This is a genomic window from Bacteroidota bacterium, assembly GCA_039821555.1.
In the GTDB taxonomy this organism is placed as follows: Bacteria; Bacteroidota; Rhodothermia; order Rhodothermales; family Rubricoccaceae; genus JBCBEX01.
Genome location: JBCBNX010000001.1, coordinates 604788 through 630961 on the forward strand (window position 1 = coordinate 604788; position 26174 = coordinate 630961).

Here is a 26174-nt window from a genome sequence, read left to right on the forward strand (position 1 = left end):
TCGTAGAGCTGCCAAGAGGTGCGAGCGCTGCACCCCACGTGCTCGCGCCTCTTTGTGTCTAGGCGTCCACCTTGTTGAACCGCTGCTCTTCCTGTCCGGACAACCCGACGATGCGCGCGGCGCCATCGAGGCCACGCATCCGCCCGCGTGTGTCGAGCACGAACGGCGCGTATGCCGCCACGAGGTCGTAGTCGATGGCATCGTGGTCAGTGACGAGGACAACGGCGTCCTGTGCTTCGAGCGTCGCAGGCGTCAGCGCGACAGAACGCAGCGGCAAGCCGTCGAGCGGCGTGTGGCCGTCGTCGCGGAGTTCGAGCGCGTGCGGGTCGTGGAACGTCACGGCCGCCCCCTTTTCCTGGAGGAGCCGCATGATTTCGATGGCCGGGCTCTCGCGCACGTCGTCCACGTTGGGCTTGTAGGCAATGCCCAGCACCAGCACACGGCTGCCGCGCACCGGCTTCCCATCGTCATTGAGCGCGTCGGCGAGTTGGCGCACGACGAAGCCCGGCATCTCGGCGTTGATGCGGCTCGCGAGGTCGATCATGCGGGTGCGGTAGGCCAGCGTCCGCATCTTCCACGAGAGGTAGTGCGGGTCGAGCGGGATGCAGTGGCCGCCGAGGCCGGGGCCGGGCGTGAACTTCATGAACCCGAAGGGCTTCGTCGCTGCCGCTTCGACCACTTCCCACACGTCCACGTCGAGCTTCTCGCACGCCTGTGCCAGCTCATTGGCCAGGGCGATGTTGATCATGCGGAAGGTGTTCTCGTAGACCTTGGTCAGCTCTGCCGCCTCCACACTCGACACGGGCACGACGGTGTCGAACACCGCTTCATAGAGCGCACCGCCGACCTGCGTGCAGGTGTCCGTGACTCCGCCGAGCACCTTCGGCGTGTTCTTCGTCTGCCACGTTGTGTTGCCCGGATCGACGCGTTCGGGCGAGTAGCAGAGGAAGAAGTCGGTCCCCACTTCCAGCCCGCTCTCGGCAAGGAGCGGAAGCACCACCTCGCGGGTCGTCCCTGGGAATGTGGTGCTCTCCAAGACGACGAGGTGCCCCGGCCGCAGCACGTCGCGGATCGCCTTGCTCGCCGCGACAACGAATGACAGGTCCGGGTCTTTGACTTTGTTGAGTGGCGTCGGCACGCAGACGAGGATCGCGTCACAGTCTGCGAGTGCGCTAGGATCCGATGTGGCGTGCAGGCATCCGGACTCCACGAGGGGGGCCAACTTGGACGACGCCACGTCTTTCACATGGCTAGTGCCAGCGTTGACATGGGCGACGGTCGCCTCGCTCACGTCGAAGCCGATCGTCTCGAAGCCCTCCTCTGCCACTTCGATGGCGAGTGGTAGGCCAACGTAGCCGAGCCCCACAACCGCCACACGGGCCTGGCGTTTGGTGACGAGGGTCTTGAAAGCAAGCGCGGTGGGCATGGACTCGGAGCGATGGTGGACGAGCGTGAGGATACGGATCTCCACTCCCGTAAACGCCAACCGCCACGCGCGCCGCTATCTTCCCGTTCCGCCTTCGTCCTCCCTTCGCAGCCTGCCCTTCCGATGGCCGACGCCTCCCCCCTCGACGCCTACATCGCGCACTACCCCACCTGGGCACAAGAACTCGCCCGGCGCTACTTCACGAAGACGCTCAACCAGTTCATCCTTTACGGCAACATCCGTGACCTCGTCGCAACCGAGGACGCCGCCGGTGAGCCCGATTTCATCCCGCTGCGCGACTTCCTCGCGGACGACCTCTTCGCGGGGCGCGACCTGATCGTGTTCTACGACCGCTCGGCAGGCATCCACTTCCACGACCGCGAGAGCCAGGGCGACTTCAACCGTGCGCTCTCGGGCTACGACACCATATTCGGCACAGAGTACGCCCGGAAGCTGCCGAAGGACCCCGTCCGCGTCTTCGCGCTGCTCGACAACTACTTCCGCATCCGCCTCGCCGAGGGCAAGCGGATGGCCGTCGTGGTCGACTTCGCCGAGACCATCGTGCCGATGGCGGAGGCGAGCACCTACTCCGCCGAGGACCGCGCGTCGCTCGTGACGCTGCGCCGCTGGAGCCACGACCCGCAGTTCCTGCGCCACGATTTCACGCTTGTCCTGCTCACGGAAAACCTCACGGATCTCAACCGGCAACTGATCCAGAGCCCCTACACCGCCGAGATCGCCATCGAGTTGCCCGAGAAGGCGCAACGCGAGGCATACGTGGAGTGGTACCTCGGCGACGGTCGCAAAGAGAAAGCGCGGACGTTCAAGAAGCTCTCCGATGTCACCCCGGCTGTCCTCGCGCAAAACACGGCGGGCCTCGGCTACGTGCAGCTCCGCACCATCCTCGCCGACACGCTTGAAAACAACCGCAAGCTCACGTTCGAGCGGCTCTCGGAGCAGAAGAAGGACCTGATTGAGGCCGAGGCGTACGGGCTGCTGGAGTTCGTCGAGACGAACTACACGCTCGATTTCGTGGCGGGCCACGACGAGGCGAAATCGCACCTGCGAGACGCCGCCTCGGCGCTCAAACAAGGCCGCCACGACGTATTGCCGATGGGCTACCTCATCAACGGCCCCGTCGGCACCGGGAAGACGTTCATGACGACGTGCTTCGCGGGCGAGATCGGCATCCCGATGGTGAAGCTGAAGAACTTCCGCAGCCAGTGGCAGGGCGTCACGGAGGGCAACCTGGAGAAGATCCTCGGCCTGCTCCGCGCGATGAACCCCGTCGCCGTAATGATCGACGAGGCTGACGCCGCGCTCGGCGACCGCTCCTCCTCGGGCGACTCGGGCGTCTCGAACCGCGTCTTCAGCCAGATCGCGCAGGCGATGAGCGACACGCGCTATCGTGGCAAGATCATATGGTTCCTCCTCACCGCCCGCCCGGACCTGATGCCGGTCGACCTCAAGCGCCAGGGCCGCGCCGAGGAGCACCTCGCGCTGTTCTACCCGTCCACCCGCGAGTCACGCGAGGAACTGCTGCGCGTGATGATGAAGAAGACCGACACGGCCATCGACATCGAGCAGGCCCCCGAAGCGCTCCTTGACGGCGTGCGGACCTACTCCGGTGCCGACATGGAGGCACTGCTCACGCGTTCCAAGTTTCGCACGGTAGCCCACACCACAAACGGCAAGGGCGGCAAGACGAAGAAGACCCGCAGCGGCAACATGAAGGTGCCGCCCGACATCCTCGCCGAGGTCGTGGAGGACTTCATCCCGCCGACGTACCCGCTCGAAGTGGAGCTCCAGTCGCTCGCCGCCGTGCTTGAGTGCACCTCGCGTGACATGCTGCCGGAACAGTATCGCGAGATGGACCGCGAGCAAGTCGTCCGGCGGGTGAAGGAATTGAAGCGGCTGATCGGAGAGTAAGCGACTGAGCACAGGGGCAACTTCCAGGCAGCACGTCCCGTAGGGCGCAATTATGCTTGGCCCTTTCGTCGTGGGCCGCGAGCCGGTGCCCCACCCCTGCTGATGCTTCATAGCTACTTCCGCCTCGCCTACCGCACGCTCCTCAAAAACAAAGTCGCCTCCGCGATCAACCTTGTTGGGTTGTCCATCGCCATCGGGACCGCGATCACGGTGTTTCTGTTCATCCATCAGTGGATGACGGTGAACCATGTCCACGAGAACAGCCACCGGACGGTGCTCGTCCACAACACGGTGGAACGCGACGGCGAGGAGCAAGTCTGGGGCGACTCCCCGATGCCGCTTGGGCCGGCGTTGGAGGCCAACCTCCCGCAGGTCGAGCGTGCCCTACGCATCGAGCAGCGGGGTGCCACGTTCCGCTACACCACTGAGTCCGGCGTCGAGAGAGAGCACCGCGAGTGGGTGATGTTCGCCGAAGCAAGCTTTTTCGAGGTGTTCGACTACCCCGTGCTCGACGGCGAGGCCGAGTTCCTACACGATCCGGGTGCGATCGCCCTCTCGCCGCGGATGGTCGAGAAGTACTTCGGCGAGGACATCGAGCCGCTGGGCCAGAGCTTCACCGTCGAATTCGACGGGCAGGAGCCGATGGCCTTCACCGTGCGCGCTGTCGTTGACCCGCTCGACGAGGAGACGAGCTTCGGCTTCCGGGCACTCTTTCCGTACGAGACGCTGCGCCTCCTCGGCGACACCCACGGCGACGGGATGGACGACTGGGCTTCGTACACCGATGCGACGTTCCTCCTCCTGCGCGACGAGGACGACCTCTCGGACGTCGCCGCCGCCATGGGGCCGTACATCACGCTCCAGAATGCCGCGAGCCACGACTGGCCCGTCGCTTCGCTGCCGCTTACCCCGCTGGAGGCCATGGCATCCCGGACGCAGGAGATTCGAGGCGACCTTGGTGGTGGCCCGCCTCGGGAAGCTGTGATCGTGATGAGCTTCATCGGCACCGCGCTGCTACTACTGGCGTGCTTCAACTACGTCAACGTGACGCTCGCCACGGCGGCGCAGCGCCTCAAAGAGATCGGCGTCCGCAAGACGCTCGGCGGGCAGCGCTGGCAGCTCATCGCGCAGTTCCTGGCGGAGAACGTGTTGCTGTGCCTGCTCGCGCTCGGCCTGGGCGTGTTCATGGCGCACTTCGTCACCACACCCGGCTTCAACGACATCTCGAACCTCGGGATCGAGGCCGACTATTTCGGCAGCATCGCGCTTTGGGTCTTCCTCGGGACGTTGCTTTTGGTGACGGCGTTGATCGCGGGGGCCTACCCAGCGTTCTATATCTCCAGCCTCCGTCCAGCCTCGATATTGAGGGGAACGCAATCCGTATCGCGCCACCGATGGGTACAGAATGGGCTCCTCACGATGCAGTTCACGCTAGCATTCTTCACGATGATCGCGGGCGTCGTGTTCGTGCAGAATGCGAAGTACCAGGAGCAACTCGACTGGGGCTACGACGAGGAGCAGACGCTCGTGGTACCGCTCGACAACGCGAGTCAGTTTTCCGCTATCGAGGCGGAGGTGGTCCAGCACCCAGACGTGGTACTGTACGCCGGGACACGACACTCGGTTGGTCGGTCGCAGGGCTTCGCCGTCCTCGACATCGAGGGCACGCAGATGGAGGCCGCGCGCTTAGAAGTCGGCCCCGACTACCCCGCCACGCTCGACCTGCGCCTGCGCGACGGTCGGCTCTTTGACGCCGAGCAAGACGCAGCTGTGACGGACATGACCGACCTGGATGCTTCTGACCCGGATGCCCAGAACAACGGGGGAACGGCAGCGGCGATCGTCAACGCGACGTTCGTGGCGCAGCGCGGGTGGGACAGCCCGCTCGGGAAGACGTTCGACGTGCGGCGCGACAGCGTCATCACGGGCTCCTATACCGTCGCAGGTGTGGTGGAAGACTTTCACTACGACGATTTCTTCGACCCGATCAACCCGATGTTCGTGACCGTCGTGGACGAGGCTGACTACCGCGCCGTCGCGCTGCGCGTCCGCGAAGGCCGCGCCACGGCCACGTTCGCCGACCTGGAAGCCACCTGGAAACGGCTCTACCCCGATGTCGAGTTTGAGGGCTACTTCCAGGACGCCGTCTTCGACGAAGCCCACGCCGAGAACGCAGGCATCAACCGCATCTTCGTCTTCACCGCCGCGATGGCGCTCCTGCTCGCCTCGATGGGGCTCTTCGGCATCGCGGCGCAGAACGTGGCGCGGCGCATGCGCGAGATCGGCATCCGCAAAGTGCTCGGCGCCACCGTCGCGAGCGTGACCACGCACGTCAACCGCAGCTTCCTCGTGATGCTGCTCGTCGCGTTCGTCCTCGCCGCACCGTTCGCCTACCTGCTTCTCAACGCCCTCCTCGACTCGATCTTCGAGTACCGGATGCCGCTCAACCCGGTGCCGTTCGCACTCGCGTTCGGCGTTGTGGCAGTCGCGGCTGCTGCTACGCTCGCCACGCAAGTCCGCCGCATCGTGACCGCCAACCCGGCGGACGTGCTCAGGGCGGAGTGAACCTAGGCAATCAGTTCTGCGGCACCAGCTGTGGCCTCCAGAGTGCGCTCGCCGAAGAAGCTGAGCACGGCGTCGGCGACGCGCTCCGCGTCGGCCATTGAGAGCCACGGGTGCATCGGCAGCGCAAGGACTTCGCGGCAGGCGCGTTCCGTCTCGGCAAGGCTTCCGGTCACCCGGGCGTCGGCGAAGGCGGGCATCTCGTGGAGCGAGACCGGATAGTAGACCATCGACGGGATGCCCTGCGCCTTGAGGGCGTCGCGGAGACGGTCGCGGGCATCGGCGGGGACGCGGACGACGTACTGGTGGAAGACGTGCGTGCTGTACGACGCACGCGCCGGGCGCGTCACGAAGGCGCTCGGGGCGAAGGCGGCGTCGTAGCACGCGGCGGCGAGCTGGCGGGCGCGTGTCCACGCTGGGAGGTGGCGCAGGTGGACGCCCAGGATCGCGCCCTGGATGCCGTCGAGGCGGCTGTTGACGCCGATGGTCGTGTGGTAATACTTCCTCGCCGCACCGTGGTTAGCAGTCTGGCGCATCCGCTCGTGGAGCGCGTCACTGTGGCTAAGGAGTGCGCCGCCGTCACCGTAGGCCCCGAGGTTCTTCGACGGATAGAACGACACTGTGCCGATGTCGCCGACCGTCCCGGCCCAGCGCCGCGTGCCGTCCGGCCCGATGTGCTGCGTCCCAACGGCTTGCGCGGTGTCCTCAATGAGGGCAAGGCCGTGTTGCCCGGCGATGCGCTCGAACGCGGCGAGGTCGGCGCACTGCCCGAAGAGGTGCACGGGCACGATGGCCTTCGTGCGGGGCGTGATCGCGGCCTCGACCTGCGCGGGGTCGAGGTTGAATGTCGACGGGTCGATGTCCGCGAACACGGGCATCGCGCCGAGGAGCGCGGCAGCCTCGGCGGTAGCGCAAAACGTGAACGCGGGCATGATCACCTCGTCGCCCGGGCCGAGGCCGAGGGCCTGGTAGGCGATCTGAAGCGCGTCGGTCCCGTTCGCCACGCCGAGCGTGTGCGGCGTCCCACGGTCATCGGCGAGGTAAGCCCCGAGTCTCTCCTGGAATTCGCGCACGAACGGCCCGCGCACGAACGCGCCGCTGTCGAGCACCGCGCCGATGGCGGCGTCGAGTTCGTTGCGGATCTCCGCGACCTGACGGCGGAGGTCGACCATCTGGAGGGGCATGGAAGTGCTTCGGTGAATCAGTGGGTCGTGGTTTGGCATCGCGGGGCGAAGCATCGGTTCTGTGGCCGAAGGTAGCCTTTGCACCGCGGGAGCGCGGTGGATCAGCGGAGAAGGAGCCGCCCCGCTTCGAGCAGACGCGAAAAGGAGCCAGCCACGACAAACGTGGGCAGTGGCACTGGATCGCTGGGTAGGTCAGGCAGCGGGCGCAGGGTGTAGCGATACCAGCGCGTATCGCGCCAAACGCCGTGTTTGTAGCCGACATTTTCGTAGGTGCCGACCTTCGCGAAGCCGACCGCTTGGTGCAGGGCTTCGCTGGCGTCGTTGGGAAGCGTCACACCGGCCCATGCCGCCACGAAGCCCTGCGCGGCGAGCATCGGTAGAAGTGTGTGATAGAGAATGCGACCGAGCCCGCGCCGTCGGCACCGTGCGTGGACGTAGATGGAAACCTCCACGCTCCAGCGGTAGGCTGCGCGGCCCCGGTGCCGCGAGGCATAGGCATACCCCGCGACGCCCTCGTCGTCCTCTACAACAAGCCAGGGAAACTGTGCGAGCGTCGCGCGGATGCGCTCGGCAATCTCGTCGACGGTGGGCGGCTCCTCCTGAAACGAGATCGCCGTGTCGCGGACGATGGGCGCATAGATTGCCTGCACGCCTGGCGCATCGGCAACGGTCGCCAACCGGAGGGTCATCGCCGTCACGGAACGTCGAGCGCCGCGGCAACGGCGTCCCAGTCCGGCGCGACGGCATGCGGGGCCGGGCCGTTGGCGGCGTCGTCCACGTGCACCCCCGTATACTGGATCGCCGTCCACCCAGCTTTGATTGCCCCAGCTACATCGGTTCTCCGAAGATCGCCGACGTGCGAGGCCTGCGAAGGCGCAGCTTCAGTCTCATCGAGGATCGTGGCGAAGGCGCGCGGGTCGGGCTTCGCGCAGCCGGTCTCGTCGGAAAAGGCGAACATACCGAAGGCTTCTAGCAGCCCGTGGCGATCCAGAAGGCGCCGGATCACGCGGCCAGGCGAAAACATCGTGTCGGAGATGATGCCCAGACGGACGCGCCCGGCCATATCCTGCACGAAGTCAACGAGTCCCGGCGTAAGGTCGGGCGGGCCGATGAGTAGGCCCTCCTCGTAGACACGGACCGTCTCTGCGTGCTCGGCATCGGAGACGGGCAGCGCGAGTTCATCCCAAAGGAAGCGCAAGAGATCGTCCGCGCCCAGCGTACGATGCTCCGCTTTCCACACCGCATCGAAGCGGGCGTGGGCCGAGCGCCGAGCGTCCGCGACCAGATCCTCAGTGGCGTCGCGGCGGTAGCGCTGCACGAGCGCGAGCAGGTGGTCGGTGCGTGCTCGCCGCCGCGCCTCGCCGCCCGTCTTTGCTACGACCATCGTGTTCCAAAAATCGAGTGTGACTACCATGGGCGATGAATTACGACGGGGGTGGTGATCAGAGAAGGACGCTATCTGACGATATGCCGAGATTACCTTGTCCCTTAATGATTTCGGATGGCCTTCGTTACTGTAGGTAGTGAAGACCGCAGCGATAAGCAGCTGTCCGAACGCGTGCTAGGACGCTCGGCTAGCGCTCGTTGCTGACAAGCGCATCCACGTTCAACATGCAACCATTGTTCAGTGATGATCGAAGTCGCCATCCGGAGCAAAGAAGGTAGACGGGCCGGATAGCGGAAAAAAACGAGGCCCGACCATGAAGGTCGAGCCTCGAAGATAGAGCGTCGTGGTGTTGGACTAGTTGTCCCAGTCGCGACGGCGTCCACCGCCGTAGCCACCACCTCCGCCACGGTTGCCGCCGCCGTAGCCGCCGCCGCCGCGATTGCCGCCGCCGTAGCCACCGCCGCCGCCTCGGTTGCCACCACCGCCACCGCCGCCGCCACCCTGACGGGGACGAGCTTCATTGACGGTGAGCGTGCGGCCACCCATGTCGGTACCATGCATCGCCTCGATGGCAGCAGTACCCTGTTCTTTGGTTTCCATTTCAACGAAGCCGAAGCCGCGCGAGCGGCCCGTTTCGCGGTCCTTGATGACGACCGCAGAAGTGACGGTGCCGTGTGCTTCGAACGCCTCGCGTAGCGAGTCGTCCGTGCTGGAGAAGGGCAAGTTGCCCACGTAGAGGTTCATACCAGTAGAGTAAACGGGCACCCTGGCCGCCAAGAGAAACTGAACTACCCCGAGGGGCTATGCGGTGCGCTTGGAAGCGCGCTGCGGGAGCGGCTGGTTGTGCCAGAGACTATGCTTGTTCCAAACCTTGATCGAATAGTTCCGTTTCGTTTCGTTTTCGCATGCCAGAAGACACTGACACAGCGAATGCCCAGGTCAAGAAACGGCAGCAAGCCCGAGAGCAAGAGCATGGAGTTGCAGGCGTACAGCCGTGCGCAGGTCGACAGGCTTTAATCCAAACCGTGCACGTGCCCCGTCGAGTTCTTCTTCAGTGAGCACGTCCCGCTGGGCGGCCGCCGTCAGGCTGGGCAGCACTTCTCGGAAGGCCTGGAAGTTTAGCGGGACACCCGGCGGGTTCCCCGGGTCGCAACGCACGAGCCACAATGGAAGCTCGGTCACTAGGCAGAGCGGCGCAGCCTTACGCACGGCATCATACCCAGCGATCCGGGCGAGCTCCATAGACGACAGAAAGAACTTTGATGCAGTCTCACCCTCGCCCTCACGCAGGAAATAGGCCTGCATCGCCGTGCCCTCTGGCGTCGACCAGAAGCCTGGACCGAGATAACGAAAACCCTTGTCTCCCGAACGGTCTTGGTCATGCGGCTCTAGGCCGGCAAGGGTCTTCGCCGCTTCCAGATGGCTACGCTGAAGGACTGCAAGACGGTCGGGGAACGCCTCGGCCCAGTGCCGTTCGATCAGGAGGAGGGCCCCCTCCGAGAAGGCCATACCGTGCAGGCTCGCGTGGAGGGCGATAGGCGCGTAGCCGAAAAGGAAACGACTGACGGCACGGTTCTCCGCGCGCATGACTGGGTAGCCAAACTCGATATCGCGACCAGGTTGTTCGCGAAGCCGATGCCGCAGAAAGGCTCGGAGGTCGGGCCACGCCTGGACCCAAGGTTGGTTGGCCGTCTCTGCATCGGGGTTGACGTGTGGGACAATCTTGAACGTGAACTGCTCGAACAGCTCGGCGAAGCCGCCATCTGATGCTCCCCAATCACGCGCCGCCAGCGATTCGATGACAAACGTGCGTAGCGTCTCTGGCCCGACGGGCTCGTCGGCATGAGCCCCGGCCACAAGCGTGACTGTGCGTGGCCCGTGGCCCATGGTCACTCCGGCAATTGGGCGCCCCTTCTCGCTCGTGCCGATCACCTCGAACGTGGCAAGGTCCGGGTTCGAGGTGCAGGCGTGTTCGAGCGTGGCGAATACGTCCTCGCTGGTGCGGAAGCACACGTCGCTGAGATCGAGGTCGGCAAGGCGCATAGGATCTAGGCTTCGGCGTCCGGACCTCCCTGTCGCCCGTTGGCTCGCCGCAGCGCTTCGGCGAGCAACTCGGGGGGATAGCCGCTCAGCAATTGGCTCAACATCTCAACGGTGCGCTCCTCGTCCTGCTCGAACCGGACGATGCCTTCGTCTCGCGCCCTGACCAGCACCGGATGATAGTCTTCGAGCAACCGGGTCAAGCCCGTGACGCAGCGAATGAGCTGGCCTTCGGTGAGCCGCGCATCCTCCAACGGAAACTCGATCACGGGGCGCACTTCGCCGTCAGAAGCGTCGTACTCAAACTGGATCAGCTTGGTGCGCCACTGAATCATCGCGCACGCTTGCAGGAACGGCCCAGCGTCTTCCACCGGAACGATGTACGCTTTGGGAGCCGCGACGAAGAAATACCGTCCCTCCTCGGCAATCTGGATGAGGAGCCGCAGCAGATCCTCGCCGCCCGGGTTGCGGTACCGCTCCAGCCCGTTGTAGCCCGTCATGATTGACGTGTCGCTGTGGCGAGTGTACTTCATTCCGCGTGCATCGAGGAAGCTAGCGATGTCGTCGAGGGAAGTGGCCATGAATCGGCGTTGGTCAGTGGTCGAAAAAGTAGAGGTTGATATCCGTTAGGTGGCGAATCCGCGCCACGTGCAACCTATCGACGGCTCACCTGAGACTTACGAAGCGCTTGGGGCTCATGCGTCCAGTACGCCCAAATCTTTCCCGACGCGCTCGAAGGCATCCATCGCCTGATCCAGGTGCGCCCTCGTGTGTGCGGCAGAGATCTGCACCCGGATCCGCGCCTCGCCTTTCGGCACGACAGGGTAGGAGAAGCCGATCACATAGATGCCCTCGTCAAGGAGGGCGTCCGCGATGCGCTGCGCCAGGACGGCGTCATAGAGCATGATCGGGACGATGGGGTGACTGCCCGGCCGGATATCGAAGCCGCGCGCGGTCATGCCCTCTCGGAAGTGCGCGGTGTTGGCTGCGAGCGTTTCGCGCAGTTCGGCCGTCTCCTCCAACCGGTCGAGGACAGCAAGGCTGGTGTAGGCGATGACGGGCGCGAGCGTATTCGAGAAGAGGTAGGGCCGCGAGCGCTGACGCAAAAGGTCTACGATCTCGGCGCTGGCTACGGTGAAGCCGCCCGACGCTCCACCAAGCGCCTTGCCAAGCGTCGAGGTTATGATGTCCACGTCGTCGAGTGCGCCGTGGTGTTCGGCAGCACCGCGCCCGGTCGGCCCGAAGAAGCCCGTCGAGTGGCACTCGTCGACATGCACCAGGGCATCGTACTGCTTCGCAAGGGCGCAGATTTCGTCGAGTTTGGCGACGTCGCCGTCCATGGAGAAGACGCCGTCGGTGGTGACCATGCGAATCTTGGCGTCCTGGCTATCCTGGAGCGCCCGTTCGAGGTCGGCCATGTCGCCGTGGGCGAAGCGGTAGCGCCTAGCCTTGCAGAGCCGCACCCCGTCGATGATCGAAGCGTGGTTGAGGGCGTCTGAGATGATCGCGCACTCCTTGTCGAGCAGCACTTCGAAGAGGCCTGCGTTGGCGTCGAAGCACGCGGCGTAGAGGATGCAGTCCTCTTTGCGGTGGTAGGCTGCCAGCCGGTGCTCCAACTCCTTGTGCACGTCCTGCGTGCCGCAGATGAAACGCACGGAAGCCATCCCGAAGCCGTACTTCGCCACGCCCTCTTGAGCCGCCGCGATGAGGTCGGGGTCGTTGGCGAGGCCGAGATAGTTGTTGGCGCAAAAGTTCAGCACCGCTCGCTCTGGAGCGGCCCCGTCACCCTGGCCAGGCCCAAGCACTTCGATCCCCGCGTCTTGTTGGGACGTGATGACGCGCTCAGACTTGTACAAGCCGGCGTCTCGGATCTCGGTGAGGGTCTGCTTGAAGAGCGCAGGGGCGGTCGTGGAAGGCATGAGGTTGAGCGTTTGGCGTGATACGATGACGTGAGGTCGCGTTGCATGGCCCAGCGTTGCATGGCCCAGCGTTGCACAGCCCCGCTTTGCTTGGCCCAGCATCGCCTAGCCCAGAAGCAGAGTCGTGCAGACGTGGTTCGTAGACTCCCAGCATCTTACCTCGAAGTTCTAGCAGCGTGCAGGCGTGGCGAGAGACGGGCGAGCATGTCTCCGACCATGCCTGGGAGGTCATATTCGGGCGACCACCCCCAGTCACGGCGAGCCTGGGAGTCGTCGACGGAGCGGGGCCAGGTGTCCGCGATGCCCTGGCGGAAGTCAGGCTGATAGGTGAGTTCGAAATCTGGGACGCGGTCTCGGATCGCGTCGGCGAGTTCGGAGGCTGAGAAGCTGAGCGCGGTAAAGTTGTAGCTCGTCCGCACGGTGATCGCGTCCGCTGGTGCCGCCATCAGCGCGACGGTACCGCGTAGTGCGTCGGGCATGTACATCATCGGCAGCACCGTTTCGGGACTCACGAAGCAGGTGTAACGGTCGCCGCGCACGGCTGCCCTGAACATGTCCACGGCGTAATCGGTGGTCCCCCCACCTGGCGGAGCGCCGGACGAGATCAACCCCGGATAGCGAACGCTGCGCACGTCGACGCTGAACTTGAGGGCGTAGTACTGGCACAGCAACTCGCCGCTCACTTTCGTAAGGCCGTACATGGTTGTTGGCTCCAGCACGGTCGTCTGGGGCGTGTCATCGCGCGGCGTGGTCGGGCCGAACGCAGCGATGGACGAGGGCCAAAAGACGCGCTGCGACCTCTCCCGAGCGACTTCGAGGACGTGCCGAAGCCCGTTCATATTCACGTCCCACGCAAGGTGCGGCTGCTGCTCCCCCGTTGCAGAGAGCAGGCTTGCGAGGTGGTACACCGTATCGATGCCGTGGCGATCGGAGAGGAGGCGTAGGCGGTCGGCATTGCGTACGTCCAGGACGTCGGACGGGCCGCCGGTGTGTAACAAGGGGCGCAGGTCGGTAGCGAGAACGGCGTCGCGACCGTGCTGGGCGCGGAGGAGGCGTACGAGATCGGAGCCGATTTGGCCGCCGGCCCCGGTGACGAGGATGCGAGGCACGCGGGGGGAGGAGCATGCGAGACGATCACGGAACAGGACGCGATGGCTGCAGGGCACGTGCTTTGCGTGGCTTGGCACGTCGGGGATGCGCGCTGCCGCTCCGGTCTTGCAACGCTTAATCTAGCGAAACCGGTGGCCGTGTTGCGCCCAGCCCGAAGCGCTTCCATAGCTGATGATGGCTCCCGAACCTCCGCGCGGTTTTAACCGTAGGACTGCGTCAGAAAGTCGCTGGAACTTCCTATCTTAACCATATCATCTTCCCAGCCCTCCTCCGATGCGTCTCGCTGCCCTGCTGCTCGCTCTTCTCGCCGCTCCTGCGTTGACCGCGCAGCCCATGCTGCTCGCCAGCGCCGACGGCGATTTGCCTCTCGTGCTCGCTGCATCTACGGAGGCTGGCGACGCGACGCCCGGTAGCGTGACCATCTACACGCTTTACCCGAACCCGACGGCCGATCGCTCGGAGCTCACGTTCTCGGTCGAGCGCTCGCAAGACGTTCAGGTTGTGCTGTACGATGTTCTCGGTCGCAAGGTGGCGGACCTCTACTCAGGCACGCTTGATGCCGATGTCACACGCACCGTGGAGATTGACGTGGAGGCCATGCCAGTGGGGCTCTACGTGGTCCGCGTCACCGGCGACGACTTCCGCGCCGTCCGTCGCCTCACCGTGGTCCGCTAGTCAGGTTTTCCCCCGCTAGCGCTTGGTTATCTGCACCGTGTCTGTGCCCCCGTTGCTCGTCTGTACTTGGACGAAGTAGACACCAGCTGGCCAGGAGCCGCTGTCAATTGCAACGGCCGATGTGCCGGCATTCAAATAGCGCTCGTCTTGCCAGACTGATCGCCCAAGCACATCGAACACGGCGATACGGACATCTTGCTGCTCTGACATTTCGATGCGCAGCGTTGTTGAGGCGTGGGTCGGATTGGGAAACGACGCAATGCTAAAGTGAGCCGGTGGCGTTTCATCGACAGCGGAAACTTCTGTCAGGTATTCCAACTGCGCTTCGCCGTGCTCAATGCCATCGATCCGCGCATAGTACAACTGGTTGCCGAAACTTGACCCATCGCCTACTTCACGCACGAGGCCGAATCCAGACGCGAGCAAGAGGCTCCCAGCAAGGGAATCGAAGTACATGAGAGCGGGTGAAATTCCCCCACCCTCGATAGGCGTCGTTTCGGTCAGGATGACTTGGTAGTTCAGGATGAGCTCGTTCTCGTACAGGCACTGGCCTTCGCCAACGTCACGTCTGAGCGTACAAGGCGCCTCGAATAGGGCTCGTTCTGTGCCGTCTGGTAGTCGCTCCATTACTTGTGCATGACGTAAATCATATCGCAGCAAGTAGGTGCGCGGCACGGGCGAGCTGTAGCCTTCGACTACGCGTTGTTCCATCACGAAATACCGCCGTCCACCAATGACGGTGTCTCTGGCGATGTCGCGACGCATAGGTGCTAGGAAGGCGTTCGCCGCGTTGTATTCCCAGGCATTGCCCACGGCAAGCGGATAGAAGCTGAACGGGTCGGGAGCTTCACCATTTCCCTGCGACGAGGCCGGCACGGTACACAGCAAAGCAATCACACAGTACAAATAGCGCATACGCGTCGACGGGTTACGGTCAGGGTCCTACACGATACTGGCCGAGCCGCCACATTCAAAATCCAGCCCGGCACATCACTTGCGGAAGTTCATTGATCCAGCACCAACCTCCGCGCCTGATGCCGTTTTTCACCTCCGACGCCTCGCCTCCGCCCTCTGCCCAGCCAACCCCGCCCCGCGCGGTACGTGACGACGAAGGCGGCGACATGGATTTCTCCCCCATTGCCCCACCTGACGCAAGCAAGTTTGTCGTCTCAGGCTATCCGGAAAGCGTAGATAGCGATGATGAAGGGGCAACCGCCTACGACCTCATGGTCGCGGGACAAGCGTACCCGCTCGACGACCCCGAGATCGACCTCTACCATCGCCATGCCGCCGATCACTGCCGCGCGCTGACCAATGCCCCAGCTGACGGTCCGGAGCGCCTCGCGTTGATCTATACGCTGTTTGACGTGTCGGGGGAAGACATTCGCGTCGAGCCTCCCCTAGCCGTTGCGTTTGGGCGGCACATCACCACGGGCGAGCGTGTACAGATTGGACCGGGTTGCAGGCTATTGGACTTTGCCCCCATCGTGATCGGCGACCAGACCGTGCTCGGGTGCGAGGTGCTCATTCAGACGCAGATGCTCCCGATGAACCCAGCGCAGCGAGCCGAACGTATGGCGAAGGCCGCGCCGGTCGAGATTGGTGAAGACTGCTGGATTGGAGACCGGGTGACTATCTACCCAGGCGTCCGCATCGGCGACGGTACGACCGTGGCTGCGGGCAGTGTGGTCACGTCGAACCTACCTACGGGCGTACTCGCGGCAGGCAACCCCTGCAAGGTCGTCCGTAAATTGTGATGACCTCCAGCTGTGATGAGCTACGTGCGACACGCACGCTGCTCTTCATGCCACCTCATGCCAAGAACGTCGTCACGCGCCTACCGCTGCCAGAAGTCGGGGATGAGCAGGACGATTAGGGTGAAAATCTCTAAACGCCCGGCCACCATGAGTAGACCCAGGACCCATTTCCCCGCAGCCGGGACGATCGCGTAGGTCTCGGTGGGGCCTACGGCGCCAAATGCTGGGCCCACATTGCCAACGGCCGATGCCGTGGCAACGAATGCGCTGAAGAGGTCGAGGCCCATCCCTGCTAGCACGACGGTGCCAACGAGCAGAAGCAGCAGATAGAGCACCACGAAGGAGAGCACGTTGCGCATAATCTCCGGCGACACCACACGATGGTCGAGGCGGATCGGAAAAATCGCCTGGGGGTGCAGGAGCCGGTGCACCTCGCGCTGAGCGTTCTTGAAAAGCAAAATGTGGCGCAGCACCTTGAAGCCTCCGCTCGTGGACCCGGCCATCCCGCCCACGAAGAAGAGCAGGAACAGCACGCCTACGCCGAGCGCTGGCCACGCTTCATAGTCGCTCGTCCCAAAGCCCGTCGTGGTGATGATCGCGACCACCTGAAACGCCGCCACACGGAGCGCGTCGAGCAGTCCGGCGAAGGTGATGCCTGGCTCCGTGAGATCGCCTGTGTTGGCCGGAAGCACCGCACTCGTAGGAGCCCAGAGCGCCACGGTCGCCAGTCCGGTTGCGATGAGGCAGATGGCTAGATAGACCCGAAACTCGTCGCTCTGCCAAAACACGCCAGGCTTACCCTTCAGGGCATAGTAGTGCAGCGTGAAGTTGACGCCACCGATGAACATGAAAAAAACGGTCACCCACTCCACGTACGCCGATCCATATTGCCCGACCGACCCGTTCTCGGTGGAGAATCCGCCCGTCGCCATGGACGAAAACGCGTGATTCACGGCGTCGAACAAGCTCATCTCCGGGAGCAAGAGTAGCGCGTTGAGGACGGTGAATCCCGCGTAGATGCCCCAGAGCCGTGTGGCGGTGTCACGCACACGCGGCGTGAGCTTGTCTGCCGTGGGTCCGGGTACCTCGGCCTTGAACAACTGCATGCCTCCGATCCCGAGCAGCGGCAACACCGCCAGGGTCAAGACAATAATGCCCATGCCTCCGATCCAATGGGCTAAGCTGCGCCAGAATAGAAACGCGTTTGGCAGCGCCTCGATCGCAGGCGTATCGTCCCCGCCCAGAATGGTGGCGCCGGTCGTGGTGAAGCCCGAGATCGTCTCGAAAAACGCATCGGTGTAGCCAAGCGTGCCCGTAAGGACGAAAGGCAGCGCACCAACCAGCGATACGACGATCCAAGCCAGCGCGACGATGGCAAACCCGTCACGGATCTGAATCTCTCGCTTGGGGCGGTTGGTGAACCAGAGCGCTGCTCCTCCCCCGCCCGCAGCGAGTGCTGTCACTCCGAATGCCCACCACTCGGCTTCTCCGTAGAAGAGCGCTACAGCCATCGGGGCCAGCAGCGCGACGCCGACCGCGCCCAGCAATGCGCCCAACACGCCGACGACGGCAGAGACGTTCAGGCGCATAGAGCAGTACGAGTCGGGAGGTCAGCTGTATGGTACATCGGACCCCGGGAGACGATAGGCAACGTCAGTGGACACGGCTCAGCCCCTCAGCGCAGTTCGTCAACTTCGGCTTTGGCAGCGGCATCAGAGTCGTGCGGGAGGCTTCCACGATGGGCTCGCAGGTATACAAACGGCGTATAGGCCAGGAAGTCTGACACCCGAGTCATGTAGATGTCGGCATCGCGCTCGACCTGGCGGGCTAGGTGGCTCTTTTCTTTGCCTGCGCGCATCAACGGCCCCCAGTTCGGATTGACGAGCGTCGAGGAGGAATGGGCGAGGGGGGCGATCTCGCTGTCGAGGGCCACGAGTCGGCCGCGTAGGTTCGCCATGTCAGCTTGCAGGTCTTCCAGCGCACGGCGAGTCTGGGGCCCGTAGCCGTTCCGGTTGCGCTGGTGCTCCAGACGCAGCGCCGAGAAGTCGGCTTCCAGCTGCTCCTTGTTCGCCATCATGTCGGCGAGCGCCGCTTGCCGCGTGTCGAACTCGTTGAGCGCCTCGATTTCGTCGGCGAGGCTGCGCAGAACGAGAGCGGTACGCCAACGGAGCCGACTCTTAGACACGCGTACATCGGCGAAGATATGGTCGCCCACGTACAAGATCTCCTCACCAGAGAGACCGAGGGAGCGTTCGACGAGGCCAGCGTTTCCTCCAACGTAGAGCTTGCCCTCGGCCAGCAGCCCGACGTTCTCTTGCAAGAGCCCACGCTCTACATCGACGACTTCATACGCGGGCGTCGAGGACGCGAAAAAGTCGGGCTTGCGGGCAGCCATGATGGCCACATCGAACAGGTCGCGCCACGTCATATCGCCCGGCAGGTGCGGATCAATCGCATACCGCAGCATCGGCACGGCGTAGCTGACCTCCGAGTTGGTGATGAGGAGCAGCTTCTTCCCGGCGTTCTTTTGGTCGAGAAGCGTCAGTGCGACGTCTGGATCTCGGTCAACAAACTGATCGGGATTGGCAATGATCTCTGCCTTCAGGACGCCTTCTAGGTGGGCTTCGTCGATGGCGCGTCGGACGAACCGGTAGAGGGCGCCATAGCCCAGTGAGCCGCCCTCGACGCTGTCCAGGTCGCCGTTGTCGAGCAAGTCGACGAGTTGCAGGTACAGCCCTGCTTCTGAAATCGAAAAGAGGGTGTTCAGGAAGCGCCACCGGGAATTGTCCAGGTCGATGAGCGTCCGGGCATAGGCGCGGCGTTGTTCATCGTAGGCGAGTGCGCGGGTTCCGTGAAACGCCTTCTTGACGTAACCGAAACGGTTGGCCTTAACCACGTTGCCGAGTTCGGTGTCCACGATAAGCCCCGGAGTGACGAGGGCCGGATCGAATTCGAGGTGTGCAACCGGCCAGCCACGTTCTAGAAGACGCTGCTGGACGTGGTGATAGGCTCGGCCTTCCCATGCCGCGACATGGTAGTGGATGAGCGTGTAGTCCATGTCGTACCCGACCGCGCGGATGCGGCGCAGGTTGAGCGTACGGTTGCAGTAGAGGCCCCGGCGGGTGGCAGTCGGCATGGGCGAGACAGAGTTGAGCATAGTCAGGACGATCCAAGCTAACACGCCGGACCGGCATGGATGCACGAGCAACCGGTTCGCCAGGTTGCCACCCCCAACCTGACTAGGCCTAGGCGGCCTCCGCCTCGCGCAGATGCGTGCACACCGCCCGGCTACACTCAACGAGCGCGTCGAGGCGGGTGCCAAAGTCCGGAGACGGGTGTGCTTGCGCCCCACGCATTAGGGCGTCGGCTTCCTCGTCAAGGCCGTGAGCAACCGCCTCCAGACGATCGAGCCCAACCATCCGCAGCGAAGGCCGGACTTTATGGGTGAGCAGGCGCACTGTTTCCCAGTCGGTAGCCTCGTGTGCCGCGCCAACGGCTGCGACAACTCGGTCCGTTTGGACGATGAACGTCTCTAAGAGGTGCTGGGCAAAGGCCTCGTCTCCCATGGTATGAACCTGAAGAAGGTCCAAATCGAGCGCAGCCAGCGTCTGCGATGGCGTTGGCAGCGCCTTGGGGGCGGCGTCCGTCGTCACCGTTGGATGATGAATGGCGGTTCGATTCTCGGAAGTGCTGACACCGGAGCGACCCGGCGTAACGGGGGGAGCGGTGCCCATCAGGTGCGCACGAAGGCGGGCTAGCAAGTGCTCGGGGACGAACGGCTTGCCGATGTAGTCGTCCATGCCAGCCGCGAAGACGGCATCGCGCTCTTCGGTCCCCGTGGCCGCCGTGAGCGCCAGAATCGGCAGGGTGCCCGTGGGGGGCGCCAACGAACGGATAGCGCGGGTCGCCTCTAGCCCGTCCAAAACTGGCATCTGAATATCCATGATGACCAGGTCAAGCGCGGGCCGACTGGTATCCTCCGCGCGAGCAACCGCCTCCGCGCCATCCTCGGCCATCTCCACAGACGCGCCCCAGCTATGCAGGAGCCGCTCCACAAGCATGCGGTTGAGCGGGTGGTCGTCCACGACCATAATCCTGTAGCCGGCCAGTGCATCGGGCGATGCTTTCTCGACGACAGCGGCTGGCGTCGCGCGTACCGGGGCTTGCTTGTAATCGGCCGCCTCGTCGGTCGGGAAAGAGAGCCTGACCGTAAAGGTCGACCCCATGCCAAGCGCACTCACAAGCGTCACAGTCCCCCCTTGTTGTTCAACGATCTGCCTGACGATGGCAAGGCCTAGACCAGTTCGCCCGGCACTCGCCGCTGCTCTCACATGAGCCATGGGGTCAAAGAGGCGAGCTTGCTGAAGGGGGTCGATTCCGATGCCTGTGTCTTTCACATCGAAGCAGCAGAACACCCGCCCGCCCTGGATCCGCTCCTGTCGGACACGTAAGGTGATCGCTCCCTCATGCGTGAACATGAAGGCGTTGTCGAGCAAGTTATCGAGGACTTGCTCGAGCCTCGTAGGGTCTCCGAGGAGGATGCGAGGCATGTCCTCAACCTCCGCCGTGAACGCCAGATCGCGAGCCTCCGCCTCGGAGGCGTACCGTGCGCGGACCGACTCTACGAGTGCATAAAGGTCGAACTGGTCGGTAGCGAACGTCGTCGCGCCGGTCTCGAGTCGGGAAAAGTCGAGGACATCGGTGAGCAAATCAAGCAGGTGATCGACGGAGCGTCGTAGCGCGTGAACTAGCTCTTCTTGCCCAGAATCGAGATCCGTCTCGGCAAGAAGGTGCGCCATCCCGACGACCGCGTTCATCGGGGTCTTGATCTCGTGGCTCATCGCCGAGACGAAATTGAGCCGGACCTGCTCCGCGTGCTCGGCGAGCTGCTCCGCCTGCAGTGTTGCCTCTGCAGCACGCGCACTTTCCGTCGCATCGTGGAAGTGCCACAGGCGTCCGCTACTAGTCCCATCGCGCTCGATTAGCTCCTCGTGCCTCAGCCGGAACGTGCGCCCGTCGGCAAGACTCAGGAGCACTCCATTCGTGCACGGTGCTTGTGCTGCGGTGACAGGTTGGATGGCTTCGAGTAGCAGAGTCGGCTGTGCAAACTGGGGAGCGATCCATTCGAACACATCGGCCAGCGTCCGCCGCCTAGCCTCACGTTCTGCCTCGTCACAGAGAAACGTCTCGCAGAACGAGGCACTCAGGGCGCACACCTCGCCCTCGGCACGTTCTAGCACCGCGGGGTAGGGCAACACGCGGATGAGCACGTCAGTCGATGGGGTGGGCATCGTGGCGGGCTGGAGTCGTCGAGAAGATGGGAGCAGGGTAGTTCTGGCACAGCCGCCGAGGATTAGCGGGTGTATGACCCGAACGCGCAGCGAATCGTGGTAGATGCCAACGTAATGGCAAGACAGGCAAGCATTGCGCCAAGAAGCTACCGCGCTCGTCCGGGTAGAGTTGCTAGCCGTTCGGGATCCCCGCGGGCCGTTTTTGAATTTGGTGTGGCTTTGGGTCGCCGTTGTAACCTAGCAACTAGCACCCCTTCGAATCCTCAGCTGAATTCGGAACACAAATCCCTGTCGAGCCATTGCAGCCCTGATTCTGTCGCGCACAGCGGGATGTGGCAGTGCCCCATCACATTAGGCAATGCATATCAGGCAATGCACACCAAGCAAGGCCTTCGCAGAGCTTCCAAACCGTGCGTTTACGCTCTGCTTCCGCACCGACGGTTTCCGCCAGCCACCCCACGTTGCCACCTGCTCCGCTGCTTTTATACCGACCATGCGCGTGAGCTTTCTGGTTCGGGCGCTGACACGGTCTCGGCTTGCACGCACGCATTCGCCGCTACATGCAACGCTGCAGGTCTATGACGCCCCACCGCGCGTTTTGACGCTCCTCTCTCCACCGTTTGCCCACCTATAACCACGCCGATGTACGTGCCTCGCTCCCAGCGAATGCTGGACCAATACCTCCACGAGATCAGTCAAGTTTCGCTGCTTACACCTGACGAGGAGGTCGATCTAGCCCGCCGGATCAAGCAAGGCGATGAGATCGCGCTGCACAAGCTCGTGCGCGCCAACCTCCGCTTCGTGGTCTCGGTGGCGAAGAAGTACCAAGGGCAAGGGCTGAGCCTGGCTGATCTAATTTCAGAAGGCAACTACGGCCTCGTAAAGGCAGCCCGCCGCTTCGACGAGACACGCGGCTTCAAATTCATCTCCTACGCGGTGTGGTGGGTTCGCCAGTCTATCCTGAAGGCACTTAGCGACCACGCTCGTACGGTGCGCCTTCCCCAGAACCGCATTGGCACGCTCTCCAAGATGCGCAAGGCCAGCGACCGGCTCGCCCAGAAGCACGGACGCCGTCCCAACATCGAGGAACTCGCCGACGAGTTGGAGATCAAGGAGACCAAGGTGCTCGAGGGCATGCAGCACGCCCGCCGCTCGCTCTCCGTCGATGCTCCGTTCTCGGACGACAACGGCAACTCGCTCCTTGACGTGCTGCCCGACGCCGAGCAGGAGGCTCCCGACGAAGAGCTGACCGCGGAGTCGGTCAAGATCGATGTGGAGCGCGTGCTCTCGATGCTCTCTCCTCGCGAGGCGGAGATCACTCGGCTCTACTTCGGCCTCGGCGCCGAGCGCCCGCAGACGCTTCAGGCCCTCGGCGAGCGGTTCGGCCTCACCCGTGAGCGCGTGCGTCAGATCAAGGAGAAGGCGTTGCGCAAGCTTCGCCAGAAGCGCTGCCGCGAGGAACTCGAGATGTACGTCGGCTAGGTCTCGCAGCTACACCAACTGAAAGCGGCCCGCCCCGATTGCTCGGAGCGGGCCGCTCGCTTGGGGCCATAGGCGTCCTTCCTCCGTACGCCAGGCACCCGTTCAGAATGACTTTCGCCTAGCGTCGGGCGAGCATCTGCGAGGCCTCCGGGATCGGGCTGCGGGTCACCGTCACCAGTTGGCCGTGCTTCCAGGTGAGGCGGAGCGTTACAGACGCCTTGGCAAAGTGAACATGTGCGTAGGTGTACGTGCGATCGAGGCTCGCTGGAGCTGCGCCTACCGTTTCGTGAGACTGGTAACGTCCCGTCTCAGACGTGGTGGCGAGTGCGAAGCGAGAAAAGTCACCCACGGCACGGTCCGGTGAGTAGGCCTGCTCTGCCACCGCAACCGGATTCGTCCAGAGCATGGCAAGCACAACGTCGGTCTGGTCGAGCAAGGCTAGCGTCGAGGCTGCCGTGACCGAGGTCGGAAGTGCCTGGCTCCCGTCGAACGAGATGGAGGAGAGGGCGCTGGTTTGGGCCAGGGTGGCGGGGGCAAACAGGAGAGCAGCGATCAGAGCGACGGGGCGGAATGATTGGGCGGTCATGAGAACGAGAGGTTGTGTGGTTGTGGATTCCTCTCACGCTACGGCGACTATTCTGGCGAGTTGTCCATGTTGCGTCGCGCTACGTCAAGCGCGCGTCCGCAGGTGTCACCAGATGTCTCGATGCCCGTTCAGGTGTAATACCAAGTCGCCAGGATAGTCGCCCACCCCCACCTTTGTCATCCCGGACTGGATCCGGGATCTATACGAGGTGCCGTATAGATCCCCGCCTTCGCAGGGATGACACTCGGGTTCGGGTGACGCACCGTCCCAAAGAACTGGTAGAACACGTGTCCTCAGCCACGTCCCACTGCGCCTACGGAGCTAGCTCAGGCATGAGCGTCCAAAGCAGCAGCACCGTCGCCAAAAGTGCGACCAAGAACGCGCCCATAGACTGGAGTAGCGAACCTTTGCGGGACGCACGCGATGATCGGGAGCGGGGCATACCTACGGGATAGCAGGCCTGGAAGCGACGGTTGATCGATGTTATCGGCAGGCCAGCGCAGCTCTTTACGGCAGCTCTCCTAGCGCACCCAGCGCCCGACGCGTCCCCACCGGATCCCCTCCGGACCCGTGGACACGTGGACAAACACCGCCTTACCAATGAGGTGATTGCTCGGCACGAAGCCCCAGACACGGCTGTCGCTCGACTGGTCTCGATTGTCACCTAGCACAAAGAAGTAGTCCTGCTCAAAAGTGTAGGTGAGCTGTACTTCGCCGTCTACTGAGAACGAACCGTCGGGCTGCCGTTCGACTACATGCGCCTCGTAGTCTTCAATGATGGGCGCTAGATGAGCCCAAGTCTCGTCGTTGAGCAGGACGGTGGCTCCAGCTTTCGGCACCACGAGCGGCCCATAGGAGTCGAGCGTGAAGCCGCTGCCGAACGGATAAACACCACCACGGGCGCCCTGCGGCTGTCGCAGCAGTGTCACGGCAGCGACTGCCTCGGCTGCACGGAGCGCCTCGACCTGTCCCACGGTTGCGGCGATGCGGAAGCGGCCGCGCCCGAGCGCTTCGGGCGCGCTCGATAGGGACGGCGCTTCAAAGGTGCGTGCCCGCTCGTCTTCCAGTTCGACGATCCAGTCATACTGCAAAGCGCTCGGTTCCACAGCAAGCGTACCGTCGACGAGGACTTGCTTGTCCACGATGCGAATCGTGTCACCGGGTAAGCCGACGGCGCGCTTCACGAACGGCATGCGCTGGTCGATCGGTCCGGGCTGTCGTGGCTGGTTGAACACGACGACATCGCCGCGATGCACGGCGCGAAACCCGGGTAGACGCCAGCCAGGCAATTCGACGCCTTCTAGAATCCAGTCCGAGAAGGGAATACGGAGGGTTATCGGGAGGCGCGGGCCGTAGTGCACTTTGGACACCAGCACATGGTCGCCCGGCAGCAAGGTGCCCGCCATCGACGGAGTCGGGATGCGATAGGGCTCCAGCACGAACACGCGCAACAGCACCGCCACGAGCAACGCCAATAGGATAAGGCGAACCCATCCACTACGTCCTCGCGATTCTCGCTTGAGCTCTAACTGGCCCCGTTCTGACTGGCCCCGTGGTATGTCCATGGAAGCGTCGGCTGGCCCTTTGGAAGCCGCGTCATCCGTCTCGGCGCTGCTCACCGGACGGGTCGAAAGATGCGGGTCAAGCGCGGGAGGAAATAGCGCTCGGTGTCAAACGAGAGGAACACGAGCTTTACTTCGCCGATCACGTGGTCGTGAGGGACAAAGCCCCAGAAGCGGCTGTCCTCCGAGTTGTCTCGGTTGTCTCCGATCCCGAAGAAGTAGTCTTGCTCAAAGGTATACGTCCGCTGGACGGTACCGTCTACTTCCACGGTGCCATCGGCAAGGAGGCGCGCGGTGTGGCCTTCGAAGCGGTTGATGACAGCTCGGTAGTAGGGCCACGTCTCGCGATTCAGCGGGACGGTAGCGCCAGCCTTCGGGATGCCCAGCGGCGGCATGTTGTCGCGGTTGACGCCCGCAGCCCCTCGCTGCGCCCGGGTCAGTGGGAAAATAGACTCGCTTCGGTCGTCTGGAGCCACGAGTGGTACGACGGCTTCGACGGCAGGCAGCGCTTCTAGCGCATCAACTTCGTCGCGCGATCCGTTCACGCCGAACGTGGAATCGGTGCGCGCCTGGCCATAGAGTTGTTCCAACACAAACGGCTCCACCAGTTCAAGGTCGAAGTCGTCCAGCGTGGCCGCCCCAACACGCGCCCCTGGGGCGAGTTCGACGAGCCAGTTCTGCTGCTGCCCCCCTTCCAGCGCATAGGCCTCCCCGTTGACATAGACCTGCTTGTCGACCACGGCGATGGTGTCGCCGGGCAGTCCGAGGACGCGCTTCACGTACGGGTGGCGACGCTCGATGGGCGTGCCGGCAGGCGTACCGAAACGCGGATCGTCCGTGGAGCTGGGCGGGTAGTTGAACACGACGATGTCGCCGCGCTCGACGGCGCCCAACCCGGGCAGGCGGGTCTGCGGAAACTCGATCCCCGGCAGATAGATGTTCGTGAACGGGATCCCGATAGTATTGGGCGTACGTGCGCCGTACCCAATCTTCGAGACGATAAGAAAGTCGCCGACGAGCAGCGAGTCCTCCATCGAGGGCGTCGGGATGCGGAACGGCGTGAAAAAGAACGTCCGGATGAAGAGGATGACCGCGATGGCGATCACATAGAAGCGAACGGTTTCGCGCCAGCCCTCTTGCTTCTTCTTTGCTGCGGGCGACGAAGCGTCGGCCTTCTTGCCACGGCGGGCACGCTTCGATCTGGAGGAGCGGGTCTTCGTAGCCAAAACGGGAGCAGTAGGGCGAGGGGGCGCAGTGGCGATGA

At 63.6% G+C, this 26174-nt stretch carries 21 protein-coding genes; 5 read left to right on the forward strand and 16 right to left on the reverse strand.

The window, feature by feature from the left end; genetic code table 11:
• Positions 1 to 58 precede the first annotated feature (58 nt).
• A complete protein-coding gene (locus AAFU51_02475; protein ID MEO1570114.1) occupies positions 59 to 1426 on the reverse strand; it encodes a nucleotide sugar dehydrogenase in 1368 nt (455 codons plus the stop codon).
• 123 nt (positions 1427 to 1549) lie between these two features.
• On the opposite strand from AAFU51_02475, the gene AAFU51_02480 reads away from it, so the two are divergent.
• Positions 1550 to 3355 (forward strand): AAA family ATPase, encoded by a 1806-nt coding sequence (locus tag AAFU51_02480; GenBank protein MEO1570115.1) that lies wholly within the window; start codon positions 1550 to 1552, stop codon positions 3353 to 3355.
• A 102-nt stretch (positions 3356 to 3457) separates the two neighbouring features.
• Positions 3458 to 5920: an ABC transporter permease gene (locus tag AAFU51_02485; GenBank protein ID MEO1570116.1), complete on the forward strand. Its 2463-nt coding sequence runs from the start codon at positions 3458 to 3460 to the stop codon at positions 5918 to 5920.
• 2 nt (positions 5921 to 5922) lie between these two features.
• On the opposite strand, the gene AAFU51_02490 is transcribed toward AAFU51_02485, so the two are convergent.
• From AAFU51_02490 to AAFU51_02525, 8 genes are all read right to left on the reverse strand, one after another.
• Positions 5923 to 7101: a DegT/DnrJ/EryC1/StrS family aminotransferase gene (locus AAFU51_02490; GenBank protein MEO1570117.1), complete on the reverse strand. Its 1179-nt coding sequence runs from the start codon at positions 7099 to 7101 to the stop codon at positions 5923 to 5925.
• 101 nt (positions 7102 to 7202) lie between these two features.
• Positions 7203 to 7790 (reverse strand): arsinothricin resistance N-acetyltransferase ArsN1 family B, encoded by a 588-nt coding sequence (locus tag AAFU51_02495; protein ID MEO1570118.1) that lies wholly within the window; start codon positions 7788 to 7790, stop codon positions 7203 to 7205.
• 5 nt (positions 7791 to 7795) lie between these two features.
• Positions 7796 to 8515 (reverse strand): HAD family hydrolase, encoded by a 720-nt coding sequence (locus tag AAFU51_02500; GenBank protein MEO1570119.1) that lies wholly within the window; start codon positions 8513 to 8515, stop codon positions 7796 to 7798.
• Between the two features lie 327 nt (positions 8516 to 8842).
• Positions 8843 to 9232 (reverse strand): RNA-binding protein, encoded by a 390-nt coding sequence (locus AAFU51_02505; protein ID MEO1570120.1) that lies wholly within the window; start codon positions 9230 to 9232, stop codon positions 8843 to 8845.
• 195 nt (positions 9233 to 9427) lie between these two features.
• On the reverse strand, positions 9428 to 10531 hold the full coding sequence (locus tag AAFU51_02510) for a M14 family zinc carboxypeptidase (protein MEO1570121.1): 1104 nt from the start codon (positions 10529 to 10531) through the stop codon (positions 9428 to 9430).
• 5 nt (positions 10532 to 10536) lie between these two features.
• Positions 10537 to 11109 carry a hypothetical protein gene (locus AAFU51_02515; GenBank protein ID MEO1570122.1) on the reverse strand — a complete coding sequence of 191 codons (573 nt, stop codon included), beginning with the start codon at positions 11107 to 11109 and terminating at the stop codon, positions 10537 to 10539.
• A 114-nt stretch (positions 11110 to 11223) separates the two neighbouring features.
• A complete protein-coding gene (gene kbl / locus AAFU51_02520; protein MEO1570123.1) occupies positions 11224 to 12447 on the reverse strand; it encodes a glycine C-acetyltransferase in 1224 nt (407 codons plus the stop codon).
• A gap of 155 nt (positions 12448 to 12602) precedes the next feature.
• The gene (locus tag AAFU51_02525) at positions 12603 to 13556 is read right to left on the reverse strand and encodes an NAD-dependent epimerase/dehydratase family protein (protein ID MEO1570124.1); all 954 of its coding nucleotides are present in this window, start codon (positions 13554 to 13556) and stop codon (positions 12603 to 12605) included.
• Between the two features lie 274 nt (positions 13557 to 13830).
• Here AAFU51_02525 and AAFU51_02530 point away from each other — a divergent pair, with 274 nt between their 5' ends.
• Positions 13831 to 14232 (forward strand): T9SS type A sorting domain-containing protein, encoded by a 402-nt coding sequence (locus AAFU51_02530; GenBank protein MEO1570125.1) that lies wholly within the window; start codon positions 13831 to 13833, stop codon positions 14230 to 14232.
• A gap of 15 nt (positions 14233 to 14247) precedes the next feature.
• Here AAFU51_02530 and AAFU51_02535 read toward each other — a convergent pair whose 3' ends face one another.
• Positions 14248 to 15147: a T9SS type A sorting domain-containing protein gene (locus tag AAFU51_02535; GenBank protein ID MEO1570126.1), complete on the reverse strand. Its 900-nt coding sequence runs from the start codon at positions 15145 to 15147 to the stop codon at positions 14248 to 14250.
• 119 nt (positions 15148 to 15266) lie between these two features.
• Between AAFU51_02535 and AAFU51_02540 the strand changes: the two genes are divergently transcribed.
• Complete coding sequence (locus AAFU51_02540) at positions 15267 to 15989, forward strand: DapH/DapD/GlmU-related protein (GenBank protein ID MEO1570127.1); 723 nt, start codon at positions 15267 to 15269, stop codon at positions 15987 to 15989.
• Between the two features lie 80 nt (positions 15990 to 16069).
• Here the strand turns inward: AAFU51_02540 and AAFU51_02545 are convergent, their stop codons facing one another.
• The 3 genes from AAFU51_02545 to AAFU51_02555 form a co-directional block, all read right to left on the reverse strand.
• Positions 16070 to 17578 (reverse strand): potassium transporter TrkG, encoded by a 1509-nt coding sequence (locus AAFU51_02545; GenBank protein ID MEO1570128.1) that lies wholly within the window; start codon positions 17576 to 17578, stop codon positions 16070 to 16072.
• Positions 17579 to 17664: 86 nt separating this feature from the next.
• Entirely contained in the window at positions 17665 to 19125 is a 1461-nt protein-coding gene (locus tag AAFU51_02550; GenBank protein MEO1570129.1) for an HAD-IG family 5'-nucleotidase, read from the reverse strand.
• A gap of 109 nt (positions 19126 to 19234) precedes the next feature.
• Positions 19235 to 21280 carry a response regulator gene (locus AAFU51_02555; GenBank protein ID MEO1570130.1) on the reverse strand — a complete coding sequence of 682 codons (2046 nt, stop codon included), beginning with the start codon at positions 21278 to 21280 and terminating at the stop codon, positions 19235 to 19237.
• A gap of 642 nt (positions 21281 to 21922) precedes the next feature.
• Here AAFU51_02555 and AAFU51_02560 point away from each other — a divergent pair.
• Positions 21923 to 22762 (forward strand): RNA polymerase sigma factor RpoD/SigA, encoded by an 840-nt coding sequence (locus tag AAFU51_02560; protein MEO1570131.1) that lies wholly within the window; start codon positions 21923 to 21925, stop codon positions 22760 to 22762.
• Between the two features lie 118 nt (positions 22763 to 22880).
• On the opposite strand, the gene AAFU51_02565 is transcribed toward AAFU51_02560, so the two are convergent.
• The 3 genes from AAFU51_02565 to lepB (AAFU51_02575) all read right to left on the reverse strand — a co-directional run bounded on the left by AAFU51_02565 (position 22881) and on the right by lepB (AAFU51_02575) (position 26136).
• The gene (locus AAFU51_02565) at positions 22881 to 23348 is read right to left on the reverse strand and encodes a hypothetical protein (protein MEO1570132.1); all 468 of its coding nucleotides are present in this window, start codon (positions 23346 to 23348) and stop codon (positions 22881 to 22883) included.
• A 521-nt stretch (positions 23349 to 23869) separates the two neighbouring features.
• Positions 23870 to 24913: a signal peptidase I gene (gene lepB, locus AAFU51_02570; protein MEO1570133.1), complete on the reverse strand. Its 1044-nt coding sequence runs from the start codon at positions 24911 to 24913 to the stop codon at positions 23870 to 23872.
• Positions 24914 to 24963: 50 nt separating this feature from the next.
• On the reverse strand, positions 24964 to 26136 hold the full coding sequence (lepB, locus tag AAFU51_02575; GenBank protein ID MEO1570134.1) for a signal peptidase I: 1173 nt from the start codon (positions 26134 to 26136) through the stop codon (positions 24964 to 24966).
• Positions 26137 to 26174 lie beyond the last annotated feature (38 nt).